This is a genomic window from Streptomyces sp. HUAS 31 (genome assembly GCF_028198125.1).
GTDB lineage: Bacteria > Actinomycetota > Actinomycetes > Streptomycetales > Streptomycetaceae > Streptomyces > Streptomyces chartreusis.
The window spans coordinates 8,428,244-8,450,430 of sequence record NZ_CP116353.1 but is presented as its reverse complement, the minus strand read 5'-3'; the positions used below and the strand labels follow the sequence as shown (position 1 = coordinate 8,450,430).

16 protein-coding genes are annotated in these 22,187 nt (G+C 71.5%); 8 read left to right on the top strand and 8 right to left on the bottom strand.

Annotated features, from left to right (window positions below):
• Positions 1-375: 375 nt before the first annotated feature.
• Positions 376-1,635: an alpha/beta fold hydrolase gene (locus tag PGH47_RS37425; RefSeq protein ID WP_271668244.1), complete on the top strand. Its 1,260-nt coding sequence runs from the start codon at positions 376-378 to the stop codon at positions 1,633-1,635.
• The gene (locus tag PGH47_RS37420; RefSeq protein ID WP_271667123.1) at positions 1,632-3,221 is read left to right on the top strand and encodes an alpha/beta fold hydrolase; all 1,590 of its coding nucleotides are present in this window, start codon (positions 1,632-1,634) and stop codon (positions 3,219-3,221) included. The genes PGH47_RS37425 and PGH47_RS37420 overlap by 4 nt, the downstream gene beginning before the upstream one ends.
• A gap of 853 nt (positions 3,222-4,074) precedes the next feature.
• On the opposite strand, the gene PGH47_RS37415 is transcribed toward PGH47_RS37420, so the two are convergent.
• Both PGH47_RS37415 and panD read right to left on the bottom strand, forming a co-directional pair.
• On the bottom strand, positions 4,075-4,419 hold the full coding sequence (locus tag PGH47_RS37415; RefSeq protein WP_271667122.1) for a GNAT family N-acetyltransferase: 345 nt from the start codon (positions 4,417-4,419) through the stop codon (positions 4,075-4,077).
• 45 nt (positions 4,420-4,464) lie between these two features.
• Entirely contained in the window at positions 4,465-4,887 is a 423-nt protein-coding gene (panD, locus tag PGH47_RS37410) for an aspartate 1-decarboxylase (protein WP_271667121.1), read from the bottom strand.
• A 234-nt stretch (positions 4,888-5,121) separates the two neighbouring features.
• Between panD and PGH47_RS37405 the strand changes: the two genes are divergently transcribed.
• Positions 5,122-5,802: a DUF1345 domain-containing protein gene (locus PGH47_RS37405; RefSeq protein WP_271667120.1), complete on the top strand. Its 681-nt coding sequence runs from the start codon at positions 5,122-5,124 to the stop codon at positions 5,800-5,802.
• Positions 5,803-5,841: 39 nt separating this feature from the next.
• Here the strand turns inward: PGH47_RS37405 and PGH47_RS37400 are convergent, their stop codons facing one another.
• Together PGH47_RS37400 and PGH47_RS37395 are read right to left on the bottom strand one after the other, a co-directional pair.
• Positions 5,842-9,765 (bottom strand): glycoside hydrolase family 2 TIM barrel-domain containing protein, encoded by a 3,924-nt coding sequence (locus tag PGH47_RS37400; protein WP_271667119.1) that lies wholly within the window; start codon positions 9,763-9,765, stop codon positions 5,842-5,844.
• A gap of 207 nt (positions 9,766-9,972) precedes the next feature.
• Entirely contained in the window at positions 9,973-11,862 is a 1,890-nt protein-coding gene (locus PGH47_RS37395) for an ABC transporter ATP-binding protein (protein WP_271668243.1), read from the bottom strand.
• A gap of 150 nt (positions 11,863-12,012) precedes the next feature.
• On the opposite strand from PGH47_RS37395, the gene PGH47_RS37390 reads away from it, so the two are divergent.
• The 3 genes from PGH47_RS37390 (at position 12,013) to PGH47_RS37380 (ending at position 15,268) form a co-directional block, all read left to right on the top strand.
• Entirely contained in the window at positions 12,013-12,978 is a 966-nt protein-coding gene (locus tag PGH47_RS37390; protein WP_271667118.1) for a lysylphosphatidylglycerol synthase transmembrane domain-containing protein, read from the top strand.
• A 71-nt stretch (positions 12,979-13,049) separates the two neighbouring features.
• On the top strand, positions 13,050-13,814 hold the full coding sequence (locus tag PGH47_RS37385; protein WP_271667117.1) for a crotonase/enoyl-CoA hydratase family protein: 765 nt from the start codon (positions 13,050-13,052) through the stop codon (positions 13,812-13,814).
• A 359-nt stretch (positions 13,815-14,173) separates the two neighbouring features.
• Positions 14,174-15,268: a mechanosensitive ion channel family protein gene (locus PGH47_RS37380; RefSeq protein ID WP_271667116.1), complete on the top strand. Its 1,095-nt coding sequence runs from the start codon at positions 14,174-14,176 to the stop codon at positions 15,266-15,268.
• A gap of 15 nt (positions 15,269-15,283) precedes the next feature.
• Here PGH47_RS37380 and PGH47_RS37375 read toward each other — a convergent pair whose 3' ends face one another.
• A complete protein-coding gene (locus PGH47_RS37375; protein WP_271667115.1) occupies positions 15,284-16,852 on the bottom strand; it encodes a M1 family metallopeptidase in 1,569 nt (522 codons plus the stop codon).
• A gap of 235 nt (positions 16,853-17,087) precedes the next feature.
• Between PGH47_RS37375 and PGH47_RS37370 the strand changes: the two genes are divergently transcribed.
• Positions 17,088-19,307, top strand: coding sequence for an NADP-dependent isocitrate dehydrogenase (locus PGH47_RS37370; RefSeq protein WP_271667114.1), 2,220 nt, complete (start codon positions 17,088-17,090; stop codon positions 19,305-19,307).
• A gap of 101 nt (positions 19,308-19,408) precedes the next feature.
• On the opposite strand, the gene PGH47_RS37365 is transcribed toward PGH47_RS37370, so the two are convergent.
• Positions 19,409-20,515, bottom strand: coding sequence for a DNA glycosylase AlkZ-like family protein (locus tag PGH47_RS37365; protein ID WP_271667113.1), 1,107 nt, complete (start codon positions 20,513-20,515; stop codon positions 19,409-19,411).
• Between the two features lie 6 nt (positions 20,516-20,521).
• On the bottom strand, positions 20,522-20,863 hold the full coding sequence (locus PGH47_RS37360; protein WP_271667112.1) for a DUF5713 family protein: 342 nt from the start codon (positions 20,861-20,863) through the stop codon (positions 20,522-20,524).
• Positions 20,864-20,911: 48 nt separating this feature from the next.
• On the opposite strand from PGH47_RS37360, the gene PGH47_RS37355 reads away from it, so the two are divergent.
• On the top strand, positions 20,912-21,709 hold the full coding sequence (locus PGH47_RS37355; RefSeq protein ID WP_271667111.1) for an N-formylglutamate amidohydrolase: 798 nt from the start codon (positions 20,912-20,914) through the stop codon (positions 21,707-21,709).
• Here PGH47_RS37355 and PGH47_RS37350 read toward each other — a convergent pair whose 3' ends face one another.
• On the bottom strand, positions 21,710-22,186 hold the full coding sequence (locus PGH47_RS37350) for a hypothetical protein (RefSeq protein ID WP_271668242.1): 477 nt from the start codon (positions 22,184-22,186) through the stop codon (positions 21,710-21,712).
• Position 22,187: the final 1 nt, after the last annotated feature.

Below are 22,187 nucleotides of genomic sequence, written 5' to 3'. Positions count from 1 at the left end.
AGGGCGGGCTGCGTGCCGCCCGTTCACAGGAACGGCGGGTCCGTACGAAGGCGGACGCGGTACGGGTACGTACAGAGACGCGGACGGCGGGTTCGTGGCGGAGCGGGGCTGGTCGCGGCAGGGCTGGCCTTCCTGGCCGTGCTCGCCCCGACACCCGGCGGTGCCGTGGCGGCGCCCCTGGGCGGGCCGCGGCCGGTATCGCCCGCGAGGTTCGTGCCCGGTCCCTGCCCGGCCGTGCCCGAGCCGATTCCGGGGCGGTGCGGGGTGCTCGAGGTCCCCGAGAACCGGGCCCGGCACGGCGGGCGGACCATCCGGCTGACCGTCGCCATCATCCCGGCCGTGTCGGCGAGGCCGGCCAAGGACCCGGTGGTGTTCATGACCGGGGGTCCCGGCGGCGATGCCATCGGGGACATCCCCTTCCTGATCGACTCGGGCCTGAACCGGAACCGCGACCTGATCGTCATGGCCCAGCGCGGGACGCTCCACGCACAGCCGAACCTCGCCTGCCCGGAGGTCGACCGCTTCTACGCCGACGCCGTGGGGCTGCGCTACGACGCCCCGTCGACCGGGCGGCTCCTGGTCCGCGCGACCAAGGAGTGCCGCCACCGCCTCACCCGCGTCACGGCACGCGGAGTGGAGCTGAGCGCCTACAACACCACCGAGAACGCGGCGGACTTCGCAGACCTGCGCAGGGCGCTGGGCATCGACCGGTGGAACGTCTACGGCTACTCGTACGGCACCGACCTGGCGCTCACCTACCTGCGCCGACACCCCCGGGGCGTGCGCTCGGTCGCGATCGACTCGGTCGTGCCTCCGCAGATCGTCAGTCTGCCGTGGACCTGGGACAGCGCCGGTGAGGGGATCCGGACGATCTTCGCGGCCTGCGCGGCTCAGCCACGCTGCAAGAAGCGCTACCCGAACCTCCCGCGTGTGCTGACGGAACAGGTCCGGCGGCTGGAGGCACGCCCCCTGACGGTGATGGCGCGGCCGCCGGCCGGAGGGGCCCTGGTGAAGGTCGTCCTCGACGGGGGCGCCCTGGTCAATCTGCTGGTCGCCAACGCCGTACCGGCCGTCGACGTCCCCGCGGCCCTCGACGAGCTCGCCCACGGCAACCCGACCCGCTTCGCGCGGGCCCGCGCCGCCGGCGCCACACCCGTCCTCGGCGAGTTCGCGCACGGCCTCACACAGTCGGTCGCGTGCAGCGAATGGGTGCCCGGCTACACGCGGGCCGACCTGCTGCGGGCGGGGCGCCGGGCCTTCCCCGGGTTCCCTGACACGGTCCTGGCGCAGGCGCCGCAGCTTCCCTTCGAGTACGACGTCTGCCGCGCCTGGAGCGTCCCGGACCGCACCGCCGTCCAGCGTGTGACGACCGTCAGCACGGTGCCGGCGCTCGTGCTGTCCGGCACCTTCGACGCGAAGACCGGGGCGCGCTGGGGCGCCTACGCGGCCCGCACGCTGTCCCGGTCGACCGTCGTGCGGATTCCCGGGATCGGCCACTGGGTGGTCCCCCAGTCGCCCTGCGCGCAGAACGTCCTGGCCTCATTCCTCGCCCGTCCGACCGCGCCCGACACCCGCTGTGTGTCGGGGCTCTCGCCGAAGCCGTTCACCATCACGCCCACCCCGGAGACCGCATGATGTCCATCCGTCAGCCCCACCACCGGCGCACCCCGCGACGGCTCCCTGCCGCGCTCGCCGGAGCCACCGCCGGTCTCCTCCTCGCCGGTCTCGTCGCCGCGCCCGCCAGTGCCGAGAACGGCCCGGGAGCGCCGCTCGGCACGGTCGCCCGCACGGTGGGCGACGCCCGCTTCGTGCCGGGCCCCTGCCCGCGCACCGCCGATCCGATCCCCGCGCTCGAAGGGGCCCGCTGCGGCACGCTCACCGTGCCCGAGAAGCACGACCGGCCCAAGGGGCGGACGATCACCCTCGGCGTCGCGATCGTGGCGGCGGTGAAGAAGCGGGCGGCCGACCCGATCGTGTGGTTCGCCGGCGGACCGGGAGACGACGCGGTCTCCGAGGCCCAGTTGGCGATCGACGGCGGCCTGAACCGTGACCGGGACGTCATCTTCATGTCGCAGCGCGGCACGTACTCGGCCGATCCGGCTCTCCTGTGCCCGAACATCGACCGGTTCAACGCCGATTCCGTCGGCCTCGTCTACGGCGCACCCTCCACCGGACGCCTGCACGTCCGGGCGACGCGGGCCTGCCGCGAGCAGCTGAAGCGCCAAGGGGCCGCCCTCAGCGCCTACAACACCGGTGAGAGCGCCGCCGACTACGCCGCCCTGCGCGTCGCGCTCGGCATCAGACAGTGGAACGTGTTCGGCATCTCCTACGGCACCGACCTGGCGCTCACCTACATGCGCAAGTTCCCGCAGGGCGTCCGGTCGGTCGGCATCGACGGCGTCCTCCCGCCGTCCCTCGCCGGGGCGAGCCTGACCTGGAGTGCCGCACGTCAGGGCTTCGACGGCCTGTTCAGGGCATGCGCCCAGCAGCCCTCCTGCAACCGGCGCTACCCGCATCTGTCGGACACCTTCGAGCGCCTCGTCCGTCAGCTCGAGGCCCGGCCCATCACCACCACCGTGACGGTCCCGAGCCGCCCGGCACCGGTGAAGGTCGTGCTGGACGGCGGAGTCCTGGTGAACTGGCTGACCTCGGCCACCCATCTGGCGGCCGGAGTGCCCCGCTCCATCGACGAACTGGCCCACGGCAATCCGCAGCGCATCGCCGAACAGTGGGCCGGCGGCAAACTCAGCCCCCAGGCCATCGGCAGGCTCGCCCACGGCCTCGCCTACGGCGTCTTCTGCTCCGAGTGGACGCCCTTCGAGAGCGAGGCCGATGTGATCCGGGCGGGGCGGCGCGCCTTCCCGTCGTTCCCCCGCTCGGTCCTGGCCAACGCGCCGCAGCTCCCCTTCCTCCACGCGGACTGCCGTGCCTGGAGCGTTCCCCCGGCCCCGCGCTCGATCAGGAACGTGACGCGCAGCAGCATCCCGACGCTCGTCATGTCGGCCGGCTTCGACGCCCAGACCGGGGCGAGCAACGGCGCCTACGTCGCCCGCACCCTGAGCCGGTCGACGGTCGTCACGGTCCCCTACGTCGCTCATGTCGCGTTCGCCGAATCGCCGTGCGCGCGCTCGATCACCGTCTCCTTCTTCGACTCTCCGACGGCGCCGAACAAGTCGTGCCTGGCGGGGCTCCGACCGCCCCGGTTCGAGATCGCGCCGTAGAACGGTCCGGGCGGGTCGGCGCGCGGGCCGTGTGCGGCCCTGGGGCGCGGGGGTGCGCGGGGAGCTGATCGCACAGCTCTCCGCGCTCCCGGGCGCGTGCGGTGGGTGGCGACTTCTCGTCGCCACCTGAACCGGCACCGACCCCGTCGACGAGCGCCGGATCAGCACGAGCCGGCGCTCGTCGCGCGGCAGGAACCGGCGTCGGTCTCACCCTGCGTACATGGCGGGCTCAGGTGAGCGGCGGCCCCGGCTCGGGGCTCGGCACCGGCTCCGGTCCCGGTGGGATCGGCGACGGGGAAGGGTCCGGGGGCTGGGGCGGAGGCGGGCTCGGGGGTCCCGGCGGGGGCGGACCCGGGGTGGGCGGGGGACCCGGAGTCGGGGGCGGACCGGGCGTGGGGGGCGGTCCGGGCGGAGGTGGTGCGGGTGGGGGCGGCTCGGGAGCCGGCGTGGGCTCCGGCGGCGGAACCGGGTGCGGCTCGGGGTGCGGCGGCTCCGGATGCGGCGGTTCCGGGCCCGGGGTCGGTCCCGGATGGACCGGGTCCGGATACGGGTTGGTCATGGCGTCCTCCAGCAGTCCGTGACATCGGCTCTGGACTACTCCCCCGCGTACCCGAGGGCCGCGCCACCAGTCACTCACCCGCGTCAACGACGGCGGCCAAGTGGGCCCGTCAGGACCAGTGTCGTCCTTGCCGGGCCGCCCAGGAACGGCCCGCTCGGAACCGCCCCGCGTCAGGCCCGGTGTCGTCCCTGCCGGCCCCGCCCAGGAACGGCCCGCTCGGAACCGCCCCGCGTCAGGCCCGGTGTCGTCCCTGCCGGCCCCGCCCAGGAACGGCCCGCTCGGAACCGCCCCGCGTCAGAACCGCTCGGGGTGCGCCCGCAGCCAGTCCTTGGCCGCCTCCAGCAGCGCCGGGTCGGCGGCCGGGGCCTCGTCGGGGTGGCGTTCGGCCCACTTCACGACGTACGGGCACAGCGGCGCCACGACGATTCCCTCGCGCTCCGCCATGCCGTACAGCTCGCGCGCCAGGGAACCCGCGATGCCCTTCCCCTCGTGGGCCGGTTCCACGATCGTGTGGACGGGGACGAGGGCGCGTGCCGGGGACTCAAGGACGAAGTACTCGATGTGGCCGGTGACTTCGTCGCCCTTGAGGGCCTCCAGGCGGCCCGCCGCACGGTCGTCGCGGATCTCGATGTCGCTCATGGCACGCTCCCTGGTCCGTCTTCCGTCTGCTGCCGAGTGCGGCGGTCAGGCCACCGGTACGGCCTGCGGGCTGCGCTCCTGGTCGGAGCCCGGCACCGGCTCGGACGGGTCGGCGCCCAGGGACACGATCCGGTTGGCGCCGTCCACGTGCGCGACCCGCGGTTGGAACTCCCGCGCCTCGGCGTCGGCCATCTGAGCGTAGCTGATGATGATCACGAGGTCGCCGGGGTGGACGAGATGGGCGGCGGCCCCGTTGATCCCGACGACTCCCGAGCCGCGCTCGCCCTCGATGACGTAGGTCTCCAGGCGGGCGCCGTTGGTGATGTCGACGATGTGGACGAGCTCGCCGGGCAGCAGGTCGGCGGCGTCGAGCAGATCCGCGTCGATGGTCACCGATCCCACGTAGTGCAGGTCGGCCTGGGTGACGGTGGCGCGATGGATCTTGGACTTGAACATGGTGCGCAGCACGAAGTACTCCCTGATGTTCGGCTCCCTGCCTGCTTGTGCAGGTCAAGGGCTCATGCACCCGATGGGCGGGACCAGCGTACGGAAAGGCCGTGCGGGACCGCATCGAGAGGCTCGTCACGCGGGATTCCCGGCCGCGCGCTGCGCGGGTGAAAAGCAAGGCCGGGCCACTAGGCTACGGCTTCGCCCGAACAGGGTGAGATCGGTGTGAAAGCCGCGATCCAGAGGAGTTCGTCGGTGCATTCCTGGCTCTCCGAACGCCGTCGAGCGGGAGTGAGCACCGTCGTCGCGCTCCTCGTGGCGGCGATTCTGGCCCTGGTGGCCGCCCTCCGTGACCACTTGGGGGCGTTCTCGGGCGCGGACGCGGGCGTGGTGATCCTGTTCGTCTATCTGTTCACCTATCTCGTCCTCACGGTGCCCGCCTTCTCGACGGCCTCCGACGAGCGGATCCGCAACTGGGCCGAGCGCAGCGACCGGGGCACGCTGCTCCAGCGCTATGTGCTCGGGACCGCGCCCGGCCCCGGGGTGTCGCTGTTCATCGCGGCGGCCGCGCTCGTGGTGGCCGTGGTGTGGCGCCCCGGGCATCTCGGTTCACGGTTCCCCGTGGAGCCCCGGGTGCTGACGGCGCTCGCTCTCGTCGTCATGGCCTGGATGTGCGTGTGCGTGTCCTTCGCGGTCACCTTCCAGGCCGACAACCTGCTGGAGAACGAACGGGGCCTGGAGTTCCCGGGCGACCAGCCCGCCGCCTGGGCCGACTACGTCTACTTCGCCCTGTCGGTCATGACGACGTTCGGGACCACTGACGTGTCGGTGATCTCGCGGGAGATGCGGCGCACGGTGGCGGCCAACTCCGCGATCGCGTTCGTCTTCAACACCGTGACGGTGGCGAGTCTGGTGGGCGCCCTGGACACCGGCTGACCGGGGTCCGGGCGCGCGTCCGGACCCCCATCCCCTCGGTCACTCCACCCCGGTCGGCCTGCGCGAGGCCGCCATCGCCCCGGCCACGTCGGCCAGCGGCCGCAGCCGGTAGGTGTAGGAGTAGTCCCGGCTCGGGAACAGCTTGTACCGGTCGTGGGTGTGGGCGCCCCAGCTGTTGTCGCCGCCCAGGCCCATCTGCTTGTGGTTCACGCGCAGGACGACCTCTTCGCGCGGGGCGAGCTGGTACTCGTGCCGTACTCCGGAAGACAGGTCCTCCGGGGTGAAGTGCGAGGCGTTGACCTCCAGCAGGGGCTCCCCGCAGACGAGGAGGCCGCTGCCCGAGGCGTCGGTCAGGGCGATCCAGCGGACGTCGGTCTTGTTGCCGTTCTCCTGGGGCCGGATGTACGGCGTCCACTGCTCGGACACCGTGCCGGAGTACACGCCCACGTCGGTGCCGTCGCGGCGGTCGACGTAGTTCTCCTCAGGTCCGCGGCCGTAGTAGCGCAGCCGCTCGAACCGTCCTGGCAGGTGCAGCAGCGTGCCGACCTCAGGGATGTAGGGCAGGGACGCGGCGCCCGGGTGCAGGGTGTTGTCGACCTTGATCTCGCCGTTGCCGAACACGGTGTAGGTGGTGGTGTACGTCGACTCGACGGCCGTCGGCAGGGTGCCGGCGACCTTGATCTCGACGGCCTTGTCACCCAGGGGGCGTGTGCTGACCTCGGTCACGGCCCGGTCGGTGCCCGCGTCGCGCCAGGTCTGGTTGCGGGTGTGCTGGCCGTTCCCGCGGTCGTTCTCCGTGGGCGCCCGCCAGAAGTTCGGCACGGGGCCCGAGGTGATGAGCCGGGTGCCCCGGGCCTCGTAGGAGGTGATGGTCCCGGTGCTCTTGTCGACGGTGACGGAGAAGTCCTTGCCCTTGACCGTGACCGCCTGGTCCCCGTCGGTGTGCTTCAGCACGGGCACGCTCGCCAGCGGCGCGGGCGTCACGGCCGGGACGTCGGCGTCGAGGGGCAGTTGCTGCTTGGCCACCTCGAAGCCGGCCTTCGCCCAGGGGGTGGAGTCCTTGGTGGTGAAGGACAGTTCGAGGAAGTACTCGGTGCCCGGTGCCGGGTCGCCCGGCAGGCCGGCCGGCACCGTGATGTCCTTGCTGCTCAGGGGCGGGACGTCCAGCTGGGCGCGGCTCAGCTTGCCGCGGCGGATCACCTTGCCGTCGGCGAGAAGTTCCCAACAGCCGTCGAACTCACGGAGGTTGGTGAACAGGTACTCGTTGGTGAGGGTGATCGCCGATCCGGGAGCGAGTACGTCACCGGAGGCGGGTGTCGCGTGGACGGCCTGATAGATCCGCTTGATCTCGGCCGCCTTGCCGGTGTACCGGCGGTCGGCGGTGACGATGCCGTCGGCGTTGGAGGTGCCGTCGTTGGGGTTGTCGCCCCAGTCGCCGCCGTACGGGAAGAACGTCTTCTGCCGGGGCCGCTTCTCGGTGAGGCCGGCGGTGGCCGCGTCGAACCAGAACCGTACGCCGTCGTCGCCGGGGCCGCGTGAGTCGGAGCCGAGCTCGGCGGCGCTCAGCGCACGCGCGTACACGCGTGCCCGGCGGATCGTGCCGCTGAACTCGCGGGTGGGGTTGTCGACATCGGTGGCGAGCGCGAGGGGCGCGGTGTTGGCGGCGGGCCTGCGCGTGGTGGTACGGGTGGCCTTCTCCGCGCCGTCGACATACAGGGTGAGCGTGCCTGCGTCCGCGTCGAAGACACCGGCGATGTGGTGCTCGCTGCCGGTCCAGTCGTCCGGCAGGGCCCAGCTCGCGGTGATCCACTGGCCGCCGCCGTAGATGAAGAACTCCAGGGTCCGGTCCGACTGCTTGAGCGCGTACTGCGTGTCGCCCTTGGCGAGGATCGGCTGGTGGTAGCCGGTGTGGTGCGGGGTGATCCAGGCTTCGAGGGTGAGCGAGCCGGTGAGGTCGAGGCGGGAGTCACGGGGGAAGACGGTGGCGCCGGAGACACCCTTGGCGCGGTCGAACGTACCGCTGGCGGTGAGGACCTCGCCGCGCAGTCCACCGGGCCCGGACTCGGTGAGGATCTTGCGGACGGGCACGGGCCAGCTCAGCGACTGGTCGACGAAGTCCCAGATCCAGCCGCCCTGGAGGACGTCGTAGCGGCGGACGATGTCCCAGTACTCCTTGAAGTTGCCGTTGGAGTTACCCATCGCGTGCGCGTACTCGATCATCACGTACGGCCGGGTGTCGGAGGTGTCCTTCGCGCGCTGTTCGACGCGGGAGGGGCTGTCGTACATCTCCGAGCGGATGTCGCTGATCGCCGGGCGGTCGTCGCCCTCGTACTGGACGACGCGCGTCGTGTCGTAGGACTTGATCCATTCGTGCATGGCGACGAAGGTGCTGCCGCCGCCCGCCTCGTTGCCGAGCGACCAGACGACCACCGAGGCGTGGTTCTTGTCGCGGTGGACCATGGCCTGGGCACGGGCGACGCACGCCTTGGTCCAGTCGGCGTGGTCGCCGGGGTACTCGCCGCGGATGCCGTGGGTCTCGAGGTTGGTCTCGTCGACGAGGTAGAGGCCGTACTCGTCCGCGAGTTCGTACCACAGCGGGTTGTTGGGGTAGTGCGAGGTGCGGACGGAGTTCATGTTCATCCGCTTGATGATCTCGATGTCCGTGACCATGTGTTCGCGGGTGAGCGCCATGCCGCTGTCGGGGTGCATCTCGTGCCGGTTGGTGCCGCGGAACGAGACGGGCTTGCCGTTGATCCGCATCAGGCCGTCCTTGAGCGCGAACTCGCGCAGGCCGACGCGGTGCGAGAGGGTCTCGGTCACCCTGCCCGCGGGATCGCGCAGGCGCAGTACGGCGGTGTAGAGGTTCGGGTGCTCGGCGGACCACAGCCTGGGCGCGGGGACGGCCCTGCTCGCCCGGACGATCACGTCCTCGCCGGCGGGTGCGGAGGTCAGGTCGACGGGCTGCTGGAGCGGTCTGGGCCAGACGGGGTGGCCGGCGGCGTCGTACAACTGCGTCTCGACGGAGTAGTCGCCCTCGCCCCGCCCGTCGTACGCGCGCACGCTCGCGGTCACGGCCAGCTCGGCGGCCGTGTAGTCGTCGCCGAGCGGGGTGTCCAGCTTGAAGTCGCGCAGATGGACGGCCGGCGTGGAGTAGAGGTGGACCGAGCGGAAGATCCCGCTCAGCCGGATCATGTCCTGGTCCTCCAGCCAGTCCCCGTCGGAGAAGCGGTACACCTCCACGGCGATCTGGTTGGTGCCGGGCCGCAGGTGCTCGGTGATGTCGTACTCGGCGGGGGTGAAGGAGTCCTCGGCGTATCCGACCAACTCCCCGTTGATCCACACGTAGTGCGCGGACTTGACGCCCTCGAAGTGCAGGAACGTCCGGCGTCCCGCCCAGCCCCGCGGCACGGTGAAGGTGCGCCGGTACTGGCCCACCGGGTTGAAGCGGGTGGGCGCTGCCGGGGGCTGCGCCTCCTCGCCGAGGCCGTTGGGGCCCCACCAGGGGTAGGTGATGTTGACGAAGATCGGGCGGTCGTAGCCGTGCATCTGCCAGACCGAGGGCACGGGGATGGTGTCCCAGTCGCTGTCGTCGACGTCGGTGCGGTGGAAGTCGGCGTCCCGGTCGTCGGGCCGGTCGGCGTAGGCGAACTTCCATGCGCCGTCGAGGCTCAGGCGGTACGGCGAGCGGGTGCGGTCGGCGGCCAGCGCCTGGGCGACGTCGGCGTACGGCATGAGCGTCGTGTGCGGCGGCTGGGTGCCGATCCGGAAGACGTCGATGTGGCCGTTCCACTCCGGGGTGCCGGCCGCCGTCGGGGTCCCGTCGGCCGCGTGCACCGTGGCGGACGACCCGGAGACGGCGAGCGCGCCGAGCAGGGCGGCTCCTCCCTCCAGCAGACGGCGGCGGCTGACCGGCATGCCCGGCGAGCGGGACGGGCCGTTGGGGGACGCGGGAGAGAGCGGCATCGACGGTGGCCTTCCTCGGGACGACAGTGCGGCGCTGCACGGCTTGAGGGAGCGTCAGATCATGTGCGGTGCTGTTCGGAAACCCAACGCACATTAGGTTGAGAACACAGGGGAAGCAATGAGGCTGTCGATGTTTGTTTGTTCCTGATGGGTACGGCCGACGACCTTGGCCGATTCCGCCCCCTCGGTCGCCGGCCGCGCCGCCCTCTACGCCACCACTTCGACCTCCGTGATCCCGCCGGGCCGCTCCTCGAACTGGGTGCGGTACAGCTCCGCATAGCGCCCCTCGGCCGCCAGCAGCTCCTCGTGCGTGCCGCGTTCGACGATCCGGCCGGCCTCGACCACCAGGATCAGGTCCGCCGCCCGCACGGTCGACAGCCGGTGCGCGATCACGACCGCCGTCCTGCCCTCCAGGGCCTCGGCGAGCGCCTCCTGGACGGCGGCCTCCGAGGTGTTGTCGAGGTGGGCGGTGGCCTCGTCGAGGATGACGACGCGCTGGCCTGCCAGCAGCAGCCGGGCGATGGTCATGCGCTGGCGCTCACCGCCGGAGAGCCGGTAGCCGCGCTCGCCGACCACGGTGTCGAGGCCGTCGGGCAGGGACCGTACGAGTTCGTCGAGGCGGGATCGGTACAGGGCGTCCCAGAGTTCGGCGTCGGTCGCCGAGGGCCGGGCGAGCAGCAGGTTGGCGCGGACGGTGTCGTGGAAGAGGTGGCCGTCCTGGGTGACCATGCCGAGTGTGTCGCGCAGGGACTCGGCGCTCAGGTCGCGGACGTCGACGCCGCCGACGCGTACCGCGCCCTCGTCCACGTCGTAGAGCCGCGGCAGGAGTTGGGCGACGGTCGACTTGCCTGCGCCGGACGAGCCGACGAGGGCGACGGTCTGCCCGGGTTCGGCGCGGAAGGAGACGCCGTGCAGCACCTCGGCGCCGCCGCGCGTGTCGAGGTTGGCCACCTCCTCCAGGGAGGCGAGGGAGACCTTGTCGGCGGACGGGTAGCCGAAGCGGACGTTGTCGAACTCCACCGCCACCGGGCCCTCGGGGACCTTCCCGGCATCCGGTTTCTCCTCGATGAGGGGCCGCAGGTCGAGCACCTCGAAGACGCGCTCGAAGCTGACGAGGGCGCTCATGACCTCGACGCGAGCACCGGCGAGCGCGGTGAGCGGCGCGTACATGCGGGTCAGCAGCAGCGCCAGCGCGACGACGTCGCCCGGCTCCAGGGTGCCGCGCAGGGCGAACCAGCCGCCGAGGCCGTAGACAAGGGCGAGGGCCAGGGCGGACACCAGGGTGAGCGCGGTGATGAACACCGACTGGGCGGTGGCGGTCCGCACACCGATGTCCGCGACACGCCGGGCACGGTCCGCGAACTCCTCCGACTCCTCCTGCGGGCGCCCGAAGAGCTTGACCAGCGTGGCGCCGGGGGCCGAGAAGCGCTCCGTCATACGGGTGCCCATCGCCGCGTTGAGCGCGGCCGCCTCCCGCTGCATCCCGGCCATGCGGTGCCCCATGCGCCGGGCCGGGATCACGAACACCGGCAGCAGGACGAGGGCGAGCAGGGTGATCTGCCAGGACAGGGTGAACATGACGGCGAGGGTGAGCACCAGCGTGACGAGGTTGCTGACCACGCCGGATAGGGTGTTGCTGAAGGCGCGCTGGGCGCCGATCACGTCGTTGTTGAGACGGGAGACCAGCGCTCCCGTACGAGTACGTGTGAAGAACGCGACCGGCATGCGCTGCACATGATCGAACACAGCCGTCCGCAGATCGAGGATGAGACCCTCGCCGAGGGCCGCCGACAGGCGCCGCGCGAGGATCCCGAGCGCCGCCTCGGCGACCGCGATCAGGGCGATCAGCAGGGCGAGGCGGACGACGGTGCGCTGGTCGCCCCGCGTCACGATCGCGTCGACGATGTGTCCGGCCAGGACGGGGGTCGCGACGGCGAGCAGTGCGGTCACCACCCCCAGCACGACGAAGAGCGCGATCCTGCGGCGGTGCGGGCGGGCGAAGGCGCCGATGCGGCGCAGTGTGGCGCGGGCGAACGGGCGGCGCTCCCGCTCCGCGTTCATGACGCTGTGCAGCTGCGTCCAGGCTGTGGTCTCCATGCTCATGGGAGGAAACGTAGGACCTCAAGCAACGTTGAGGTCAATATCGCCGACTTCGCGAAGATCGGTGTCCGTCCGCAGCCGGTCCGTAAGCCGCCGTCTCCGCTTCCGCAACCCGCCGTTGTCGCGGCACGGAAAACCTCTCCCGATGTGACCGCAGTACGACTCCACGCGGGACGCCTGCTCCGGCGCGTCCCGATCCGCCAGATACTGGTCCTGCTTCCGCTCGCCCTGGTCGTCCTGGTCGCGGTGCGGCACCGGACCGTGCTCGCCGAGGGCATCGGCCATCTGGCGACGGCCAAGTGGCCGTGGCTCCTCGCCGCGGCCGGAGCCACCTGCCTGACGTGGGTGGCGGCGGCGGTGACCCGGCAGGGCGCCGTGGTCGACCGGCTGCCCAGGCTGCGGCTGCTCGTCACGCAGTTCGCGGCGGGCTCGGCCAACCATCTGCTGCCCACCGGGCTCGGTGCGAGCGCGGTGAACCTGCGCTTCATGACGGTGTGCGGGCTGCCGCTCGCGCGCTCCTCGGCCGCGCTGGCGCTGTATCTGCTGGCGGAGAGCGTGGCCCGGGTCGGCCTGCTGGCCGCGCTGCTCATCGCCTTCCCGCACGCGCTCCGGCCGGGGCCGCTGCTGCCGGACGGGGCGTGGGGTCCGCTGCTGCTGGTCATCGGCGCGGTGGTGGTCGTGGTCGTCGCCCTCTTCGCCCTGGTCCGGAGGCTGCGCACCGCCGTGCTGTCGTTCCTGCGCACCGCGCTGGGCGAGGCACGCTCGGTGCACACCCGCCCCTCCCGCGCGCTGGCCCTGTGGGGCGGCTCGATCGCCTTTCCGACGCTCCAGGCGTCCGGGCTGGTGCTGGTCGGGATGGCACTGGGCCTGGACGTGCCGCCGGCGCACATGGCCCTCGCGTATCTCGCGGCGACCGTGGCCGTCGCCCTCGTGCCGACTCCCGGCGGCCTCGGCTCGGTCGAGGCTGCGCTGATCGTGGCGCTGGTGGCGGTCGGCGGCCCGGTCGCGGTGGCGACCGCGGTGGTGCTGGCGTACCGGATCATCACGGTGTGGCTGCCGCTGCTGCCCGGGGCGCTGACGCTGGGGGCGCTGGTGCGCTTCAAGGTCATCTGAGGGGCGCTTCCGTTGGAAGGCCAAGTGACCGGCAAGTAACGTACGAGGTCCGACCTGAGGAGGGCCCCGCCATGCCGGTCCGTATCGAGCGCAAGGGACACGTCACCACCGTCGTCCTCTCCCGCCCCGAGGTCCGCAACGCGGTCGACGGGCCGACGGCCGCCGAACTCGTCGACGCCTTCCGGGAGTTCGAGGCGGACGAAGAGGCCAGGGTGGCGGTGCTGTGGGGCGAGGGCGGCACCTTCTGCGCGGGTGCCGACCTCAAGGCGCTCGGCACCGAGCGGGGCAACCGGGTGGCCGAGGACGGCGACGGCCCGATGGGGCCGACGCGGCTGCGGCTGTCGAAGCCGGTCGTCGCGGCGATCGCCGGGCACGCGGTGGCGGGCGGCCTGGAACTCGCCCTCTGGTGCGATCTGCGGGTCGCCGAGGAGGACGCCGTGTTCGGGGTGTTCTGCCGGCGCTGGGGCGTGCCGCTGATCGACGGCGGCACGGTACGGCTGCCCCGGCTGATCGGTACGAGCCGCGCCCTGGACATGATCCTCACGGGGCGGCCGGTCACCGCCCGCGAGGCCCACGACATGGGGCTCGCCAACCGGGTCGTGCCGAGCGGACGCGCCCGCGCCGAGGCGGAGGAACTGGCCGCCGCGATCGCCGGGTTCCCGCAGGCGTGTCTGCGGGCCGACCGCGCCTCCGTGCTGGAGCAGGACGGACTGGACGAGCAGGCGGCGATGCGCGGTGAACTGGCGCACGGCATGGGCGTGCTGGCCGAGAGCATGGAGGGTGCGGCCCGCTTCGCCTCCGGCGCCGGACGGCACGGTTCGTTCACGGACATGTGACGGGGCCGCGCGGACCGGCACCGCCGGCGCCCCGCCCGGCGGGGCGCGCACCGCCGTGTGCGACCCGTGTGCTGCCCCCGCGCATCAAGCGAGCCCCGGCGTGCGGCCGTTCGGCCCTCCGAGGAGACGGCGGTCCGGGAGAGAATGCCCGAAAGCGGTCGCCGGGACCATCCGGCCGACGCTCCCGGTACGAACACGTGTACCCGATACGGCAGGATGAGCCCTCGTGCCGGTCACGGGGGATGGGTGACCGGCACGACGGCACATCGCGGAAATCGAGCAGGTGACAACGTGACGAGACTTCACATCCGGCCGTCGGCGGATGGATTCGCCGCAGTTCTTCTCCCCGGAGGTGACCGGTGAACCGAGCGCTCACCGTGGACGACCTGGTCATCGCCGGGATCGCGCTGGCCGCGGGCCTGCTCGCGGCGTTCCTGCTGCGGATGCTGATGCGCTGGCTGCGGGGGCACGCCGACCGCACCCGCTGGAGCGGCGACGACCTCATCGTGGACGTGCTGCGGACCGTGGTGCCGTGGTCGGCGTTCCTCGGTGGCGCGGCCTCCGCGGGCGCGGCGCTGCCGCTGACGAGGACGGTCCAGCACAACGTCAACCAGACGCTGACCGTGCTGCTCATCTTCGTCGTGACGCTGGCGGCGGCCCGCGGGATCGCCGGGGTGATGCGTTCGGTCACGCAGTCCCGTCCCGGTGTCGCCGGTTCGGCCACGATCTTCGTGAACATCACCCGGATCCTGGTCCTGGCCATCGGTTTCCTGGTGGTGCTCCAGACGCTGGGCATCTCCATAGCGCCCCTGCTCACCGCCCTGGGCGTCGGCGGTCTGGCGGTCGCGCTCGCGCTCCAGGACACGCTCGCCAACCTCTTCGCGGGCATCCACATCCTCGCCTCCAAGACCGTCCAGCCCGGCGACTACATCCGGCTGAGCAGCGGCGAGGAGGGCTACGTCGAGGACATCAACTGGCGCCAGACGACCGTGCGGGCCCTCTCCAACAACCTGATCGTCATCCCCAACGGCGAGCTGGCGAAGTCGAACATGACCAACTTCATGCGTCCCGAGCAGGAGTTGACGATCCTCGTCCAGGTCGGCGTCGCCTACGACAGCGACCTGGACCACGTCGAGCGTGTGACGAACGAGGTCATCGGCGAGGTGATGGCCGAGGTCGAGGGCGCCCTCCCGGACCACGAGCCGATCATCCGCTTCCACACCTTCGGCGACTCCCGGATCGGCTTCACCGTGATCCTGGGCGTCGGCGAGTTCAGCGACCAGTACCGGATCAAGCACGAGTTCATCAAGCGCCTGCACCGGCGCTACCGCAGGGAGGGCATCAGCATCCCGGCGCCCACCCGCACGGTCGCGATCCAGCAGGGCGCGGTGTCGATCCCGCAGCAGCGCATTCCCGCCGTGGCGGACGAGGTGCCCCCCGTCCGCCTCGACTGACCTGCCCGGACGTCCCTACAGGGTGGCCGAGTTGTCGTGGGAGCGGCTGCGCCTGCGGCTGTGCGGCGCGGCGAGCGCCGGGTTCACCGGCGTGACCGTCCAGTCCGGGTGCCCCGGCATCCGCGGCGTCTTCGTGCCGTACAGCCAGTCCTGGAGGAATCCGGACAGATCCTGACCGGAGACCTCCGAGGCGACGGCGATGTAGTCGGCCGTCGACGCCGAGGAGTTGCGGTACCGGTCGAGGAAGGCGCGCTCCAGCGCGTTGAAGGCGCTCTCGCCGACGAGGTTGCGCAGCGCGTAGAGGACCAGTACGCCGCCCAGGTAGCGCTGCCCCTCGAACAGGTTCGCCTGGGTCGGCGCGGCGACCGGCCCCCAGTCGTGACGCCACTGGTCGCCCTGGGCGTAGGTGTTCTTCATCCGGGCTTCCATGGTGGTCAGGCCCAGGGAGTCCGCCCAGCCGCGCTCGTAGCGGTACAGCAGCCCGTAGAAGTCGGCGTGGCCCTCGTTGATCCACAGGTCGGCCCAGTTGGCGGGGCTGACGCTGTTGCCGAAGTAGGAGTGGACCAGCTCGTGCATCATGTGCGAGCCGATCTTCGGCTCAGGCTGGAGCAGATAGTTCGGCTTGTAGATGGTCAGGGTCTGGCTCTCCAGACCGGTGAAGTCGAAGGCGTTCGAGGCGTCCGAGTTGCAGGGCAGCAGGCCGTACGTCTCGAAGGGGTAGGCCCCGAGCCGCGCCTCCAGCCACTCGACCAGGTTCGGCGTCAGCGCGAGCGCCGGCTCCAGCGCCTCGGCGCGCGCGACCGGGACGACGTCGCGCAGCGGGAGGCCGTGCGGGCCCTGCCGCTCCTTGATCACGTAGTCGCCGACCGTGATCTGCACCAGCTCGGTGGCCATGGGCTCGCGAGAGCGGTACGTGTACGCGGTACGTCCGCCGGAGAGGCTCTCGGTGCGTTCGAGCAGGCCGGAGGCCACGCCGCGCAGGCCGCCGGGGACGGTTATGCGGAACGTGAAGTCGGCCTTGTCGGAGGGGTGGTCGTTGCACGGGAAGACGGTGTGGGCCCAGTTCGGCTGGCAGCAGACCGCGAACCCGTCCAGCGTGTCGACCCAGCCGGTGTTCGGCTGCGGGAAACGGCGCGGGTCCGCCGAGTACTCGACGCACACGGTCACCCAGGACTTGTTCGGCAGCGTCCGTGCCGGCGTGATGCGCAGCTTCTCGGCCACCTGCTCGAACGTCGCCGTGCGGCCGCCGACGCGGACGGAGCGGATGTCGAGGCCGAGAGAGTCGAGGGAGAAGCGGGACAGCGCCTGGGTGGTGCGGATCTTCAGGGTCGCGGTGGCGTCGACCAGCCGCGTCGTGGCGTCGTAGGAGAAGTCGAGGTGGTAGGCGAAGACGCGGTAGCCGTCATTGCCGAGGGCCGGGTAGACGCTGTCACCGAGGGTCTCGGAGCCGGGCGTGCCGGCGGTTTTGGCGGCCGACGTCCCCGTGCGTGTCGGTACCGCGTGGGCGGAGGGGGCGGCGGCCAGGGCCGCCGCGGTGCCGATCAGGGCGGCCGCGGGGGCCGTCACTCTGCTGCGATATCTCATGGTCCGCTTTCGCTGGGGCGGCCGGGTGGTCAGGACCGGCCTCCGGATCGGTGTTGATCTCCCTACATGACTGTTCGATCAGCTGATCCGGTTGCACGGAGGCCCTGCATCCGTTTGCGCGGATTCACGATCTCGGCAGACATACCGCACCGGTGTGCGGACCCCTGTCGAGTACGGGTCGCTCACGAGATATCTTGATGTCGAGCAATGTTGCAGACGTGGAGCGGAGCACCCGGTGACTGACTCGACCATCATCTATACGCACACTGACGAGGCCCCGGCCCTGGCGACGTATTCCTTCCTGCCGGTGGTCCAGGCGTACGCCTCGCAGGCGGGTGTCGCCGTGGAGACGCGCGACATCTCGCTGGCCGGCCGCATCATCGCGGTGTTCCCGGAGTACCTGACCGAGGACCAGCGCATCCCGGACGCCCTCGCCGAGCTCGGCGAGCTCGCCAAGACGCCGGCCGCGAACATCATCAAGCTGCCGAACATCTCGGCGTCGATCCCGCAGCTCAAGGCGGCCGTCGCCGAGCTCCAGGGCCAGGGCTACGCGCTGCCGAACTACCCGGACGACCCGAAGACCGACGAGGAGCGGGAGATCCAGGCCCGCTACGACAAGGTCAAGGGCTCCGCCGTGAACCCTGTCCTGCGTGAGGGCAACTCGGACCGCCGCGCCCCCGCCTCGGTCAAGAACTACGCCAAGACCCACCCGCACCGCATGGGCGCCTGGACCACCGAGTCCAAGACCAACGTGGCGACGATGGGCCAGAACGACTTCCGCTCCACCGAGAAGTCCGTCGTGATCTCCGAGGCCGGCGCGCTGAGGATCGAGCACGTCGCCGCGGACGGCGCGACCACGGTGCTGCGCGAGTCGGTACCGGTCCTCGCGGGTGAGGTCGTCGACGCGTCCGTGCTGCACGTGGCCCAGCTGCGTGAGTTCCTCACCGCACAGATCGCCGAGGCCAAGGCCCAGGGCGTGCTGTTCTCGGTGCACCTCAAGGCGACGATGATGAAGGTCTCGGACCCGATCATCTTCGGTCACGTGGTGCGCGCCTTCTTCCCGAAGACCTTCGAGCGGTACGGCGCCACGCTCGCCGCCGCCGGCCTGTCCCCGAACGACGGTCTGGGTGGCATCTACAAGGGCCTGGAGGCCCTGCCCGAGGGCGCCGAGATCAAGGCGTCGTTCGACGCGGAGCTCGCCGAGGGCCCGGCCCTGGCGATGGTCGACTCCGACAAGGGCATCACCAACCTGCACGTGCCGTCCGACGTGATCGTCGACGCCTCGATGCCGGCCATGATCCGCACCTCCGGTCACATGTGGGGCCCGGACGGCCAGGAGGCGGACACCCTCGCGGTGCTCCCGGACTCGTCGTACGCCGGTGTCTACCAGGTCGTCGTCGACGACTGCCGTGCCAACGGCGCCTACGACCCGTCGACCATGGGCTCGGTCCCGAACGTCGGTCTGATGGCGCAGAAGGCCGAGGAGTACGGCTCCCACGACAAGACCTTCGAGATCAAGGCGGCCGGTACGGTCCGTCTGGTCGACCAGGCAGGGAACGTCGTCATCGAGCAGCCGGTCGCCGAGGGCGACATCTTCCGCGCCTGCCAGACCAAGGACGCGCCGATCAAGGACTGGGTGAAGCTGGCCGTCACCCGCGCCCGCGCCACCGGCGACCCGGCCGTGTTCTGGCTGGACGAGACCCGCGCGCACGACGCCAACCTGATCGCCAAGGTCAACGCGTACCTGCCGGAGCACGACACCGAGGGCCTGGACATCCGCATCCTCGCCCCGGTCGACGCCACCAAGCTGTCGGTGGAGCGCATCCGCCGCGGCGAGAACACGATCTCGGTGACCGGCAACGTCCTGCGCGACTACCTCACCGACCTCTTCCCGATCCTGGAGCTGGGCACCAGCGCCAAGATGCTTTCGGTCGTCCCGCTGATGGCGGGCGGCGGCCTGTTCGAGACGGGCGCCGGCGGTTCCGCGCCGAAGCACGTCCAGCAGCTGGTCAAGGAGGACTACCTGCGCTGGGACTCCCTCGGTGAGTTCTTCGCGCTGGTGCCGTCCCTGGAGCAGTACGCGACCGCGACCGGCAACACCCGCGCGAAGGTCCTCGCCGACACGCTGGACCGCGCCACGGCGACCTTCCTCAACGAGGACAAGTCCCCGACCCGTCGCGTCGGCGGCATCGACAACCGCGGCAGCCACTTCTACCTGTCGACGTACTGGGCGCAGGAGCTGGCCAAGCAGACCGACGACGCCGAGCTGGCGAAGGCCTTCGCGCCGCTCGCCGAGTCGCTCACGGCGAACGAGCAGAAGATCGTCGGCGAGCTGAACGCCGTCCAGGGCAAGCCTGCCGAGATCGGCGGCTACTACCAGCCCGACCCGGCCAAGGCCGCTGCGGTCATGCGCCCTTCGGCCACCTGGAACGAGGCACTCGCGTCCCTGAGCTGACGCGGCTGCCCCTGACAGGGGCCCGGAGGCCCGACAGGACCTCTTGAGCGAACCGCCGCCCCGGCCGAGCAACCCGGCCGGGGCGGAGCCATATGCACGGGCTACCGGGGCGGCAAGAGCTCCAGTCCGAGGAAGCGCGCCAGGTCCTCGATCTCACGACCGACCGCCTCGGTCACGGCCCTGTCGAACTCCTCGTCCTCGTGGATCGCGTCGACCCGCAGCACCCCGGCCCTGCGGTCGGCCGTGGCGTCGAGCTTGCCCACCAGACGCTCGCCGTACAGGATCGGCAGCGCGAAGTACCCCCAGCGGCGCTTGGCGGCCGGCTTGTACATCTCCAGCTGGTAGTCGAAGCCGAAGAGCTCGGTGGTCCGTCTGCGGTCGTGGATCAGCCGGTCGAACGGCGAGAGCAGGGCGGCGCGTCCGGCGAACGGCTGTCCCAGCTGAGCCGGGTCGACCCGCCACCTGCCCCGCACGCCCTCGACGACGGCCGGCTCCCCCGCCTCCCCCACGTCCGCCGGCTCGACCTGGCACTCCGGGCCCCGGGCCCGCGCGATGCCCAGAGCCCGCAACCGGCGCTCGTCCCGGGTGCGCAGCGCCTCCGCCACGGGGATCGCGGGGGTGTCGGGATAGACCCGCTCGGCCAGGTCCCAGAGCCGGTCACCACCGCTTCGTCCCGCCACGGCGACCTCACCGCGCTGCACCATCAGCTCCAGCAGCTTGGTGACATTGCGGTTGTTGCTCCATCCACTGGACCGCCACGGCAGCTCGCAGGTGTCCGGCAGTTCGCGGGAGGGCAGCGGCCCCGCCGTGCCGAGCCGGTCGAGGATGTCCCGGCGGCAGGCGTCGTTGGCGGCGACCCACGTGCCGTGGTACTCGCTCCAGGACGTCGGCGTCCCTCGCTCCGGCCACTCGGCCATCTCGGCGCGGTAGAGCGCGAGATCCTCGGCGGGCCGGATCATCGCCCGCAGCTCCAGCAGCGTCCGGTCCGCCAGCGCGGCGGTCAGGTCGGCCGGTGCGTATCCCGAGGCGCCGAGCCGGCTCCAGGCCACGAGGTCGGCGCTGGGCGCGACGGCTGCGGTGGGGTCGATCTGGAGCAGGGTCAGCCGCCGTACGACGTCCGACAGCCCGTACGGCCGGGTGGCGTCCAGGAGTTGGGCGCGCACGGCGATCCGGCGGGCGTCGGTCCGCGAGAGCTCGTGGACGGTCATCGGATGTCACCAGTCCCGGGTGGCGATCAGTTCTTCGATGTCGGCGGCCGCGAAGCCGTAGGCTCCGGCCACGAACCAGAAGTCCTCGGCTATCTCCTCGCGGGCCACGGTCTCGATCTCACTGCCGGCGGCCCAGAACTCGTCCTGGAGGGCGTTGAACTCGTCGGTGGCGGCGTGGGTGAGCGGGTACAGCTCGGCCAGGCCGGCGGGCCGCTCGGCCTCGATGCGCTCGCACAGCCGCAGCAGGATGCCCCTGCCCCGGTCCACCACCGCGTCGGGGTAGTAGTCGTCCCTGTACAGCGCCTTGAGGAAGGGGTGCGCGCTCACCTGCTCGTTGCTGATGCTCATGCTGTGATGGTGCACCACGCCACTGACAACGCCCCGGGAGCAGCCGTCATGACCTTCGCCGCGCCGTCCTTCGAACTTCTCACCGGCGCCGAGGACTCCCCCGTCATCCTGCACGTGCCGCACTCCGCGCGGGAGATCCCGCCTGCGGTTCGTGCCGGGATCCTGCTGGACGACCCGGCGCTGGAGCGGGAGTTGGATCACATCGTCGACGCGCACACCGCGGAGCTGGCGGAGGCGGCGGCCGGGGTGGCGGAGAGCCGGCCGTGGCGGTTCGTGAATCGGCTGGCCCGGCTGGTCGTCGATCCGGAGCGGTTTCCCGACGAGCGCGAGGAGATGCTCGCGGTGGGGATGGGCGCCGTGTACACGCGGACCACGCATCTCGCGGAGCTGCGGGCCGCCGATTCTGACCCGGAGCCGCTCATCGAGCGGTACTTCCGGCCGTACGCGCGGGCCATGGCGGATGCCGTGGCCGGCCGGCTCGCCGCCACCGGCCGGGCCGTGATCATCGACGTGCACTCGTATCCGACCGAACGGCTCCCCTACGAGCTGCACGGCGAGGGCCCGCGGCCCCCGGTCTGCCTGGGCACCGACTCCTTCCACACGCCCGCGAAGCTGCTCGCCGCGGCGCGCGTGGCGTTCGCCGAGTGCGGGGAGGTCGGGCTGGACAGCCCGTTCAGCGGCACCTACGTGCCGCTGGAGTTCCACGGCACCGAGCCCCGCGTCTCCGCCTTGATGATCGAGATCCGCCGGGACACGTACATGGCGGAGCCGGGCGGTCCGGTCGGTCCCGGACTCACCCGGCTCACGCGGGCGTTGGCGGCGCTGGTGGACGCCGCCGCACGCTGATCAGGCCCGCAGCCACTCCGTGACGACGACCTCCCCGCCGGTCCGCAGCCGCAGGGCGAACGGTCCGCTGGGCGGGGCGTCACTGGCGAAGCGGCCCATGTCGTCGGCGTCGACCGGGGTGGCCGTCTGCGGGCCGCCGAGGACCTCGATCCGCGCCTGCTGCGGGGGCAGCACCTGCCCCATCAGCCCCTGCGCGGTGACCTCCACGTCGACTGTCACCTCACCCGCGCGGAAGGTCAGCATCCGCGGCACATCGGTCGCGCCCCTGACCGGAATGGCGTCCTCGACGGAGTCGAAGGTCAGCTCCGCGATCCGGGCGTCCAGGTCGTGCAGCGCGAACGCCTCGACAGCGAGCTGGCACAACTGGGCCGGTACCGGGTCCAGGATGCTCGCGGCCTGGCGGAGTTCCTCCTCCAGCAGCTCGATGTCGAAACCGTCGTCGCAGGGGGATCCCTCGCCCGTCACGTCGTCGTGCATG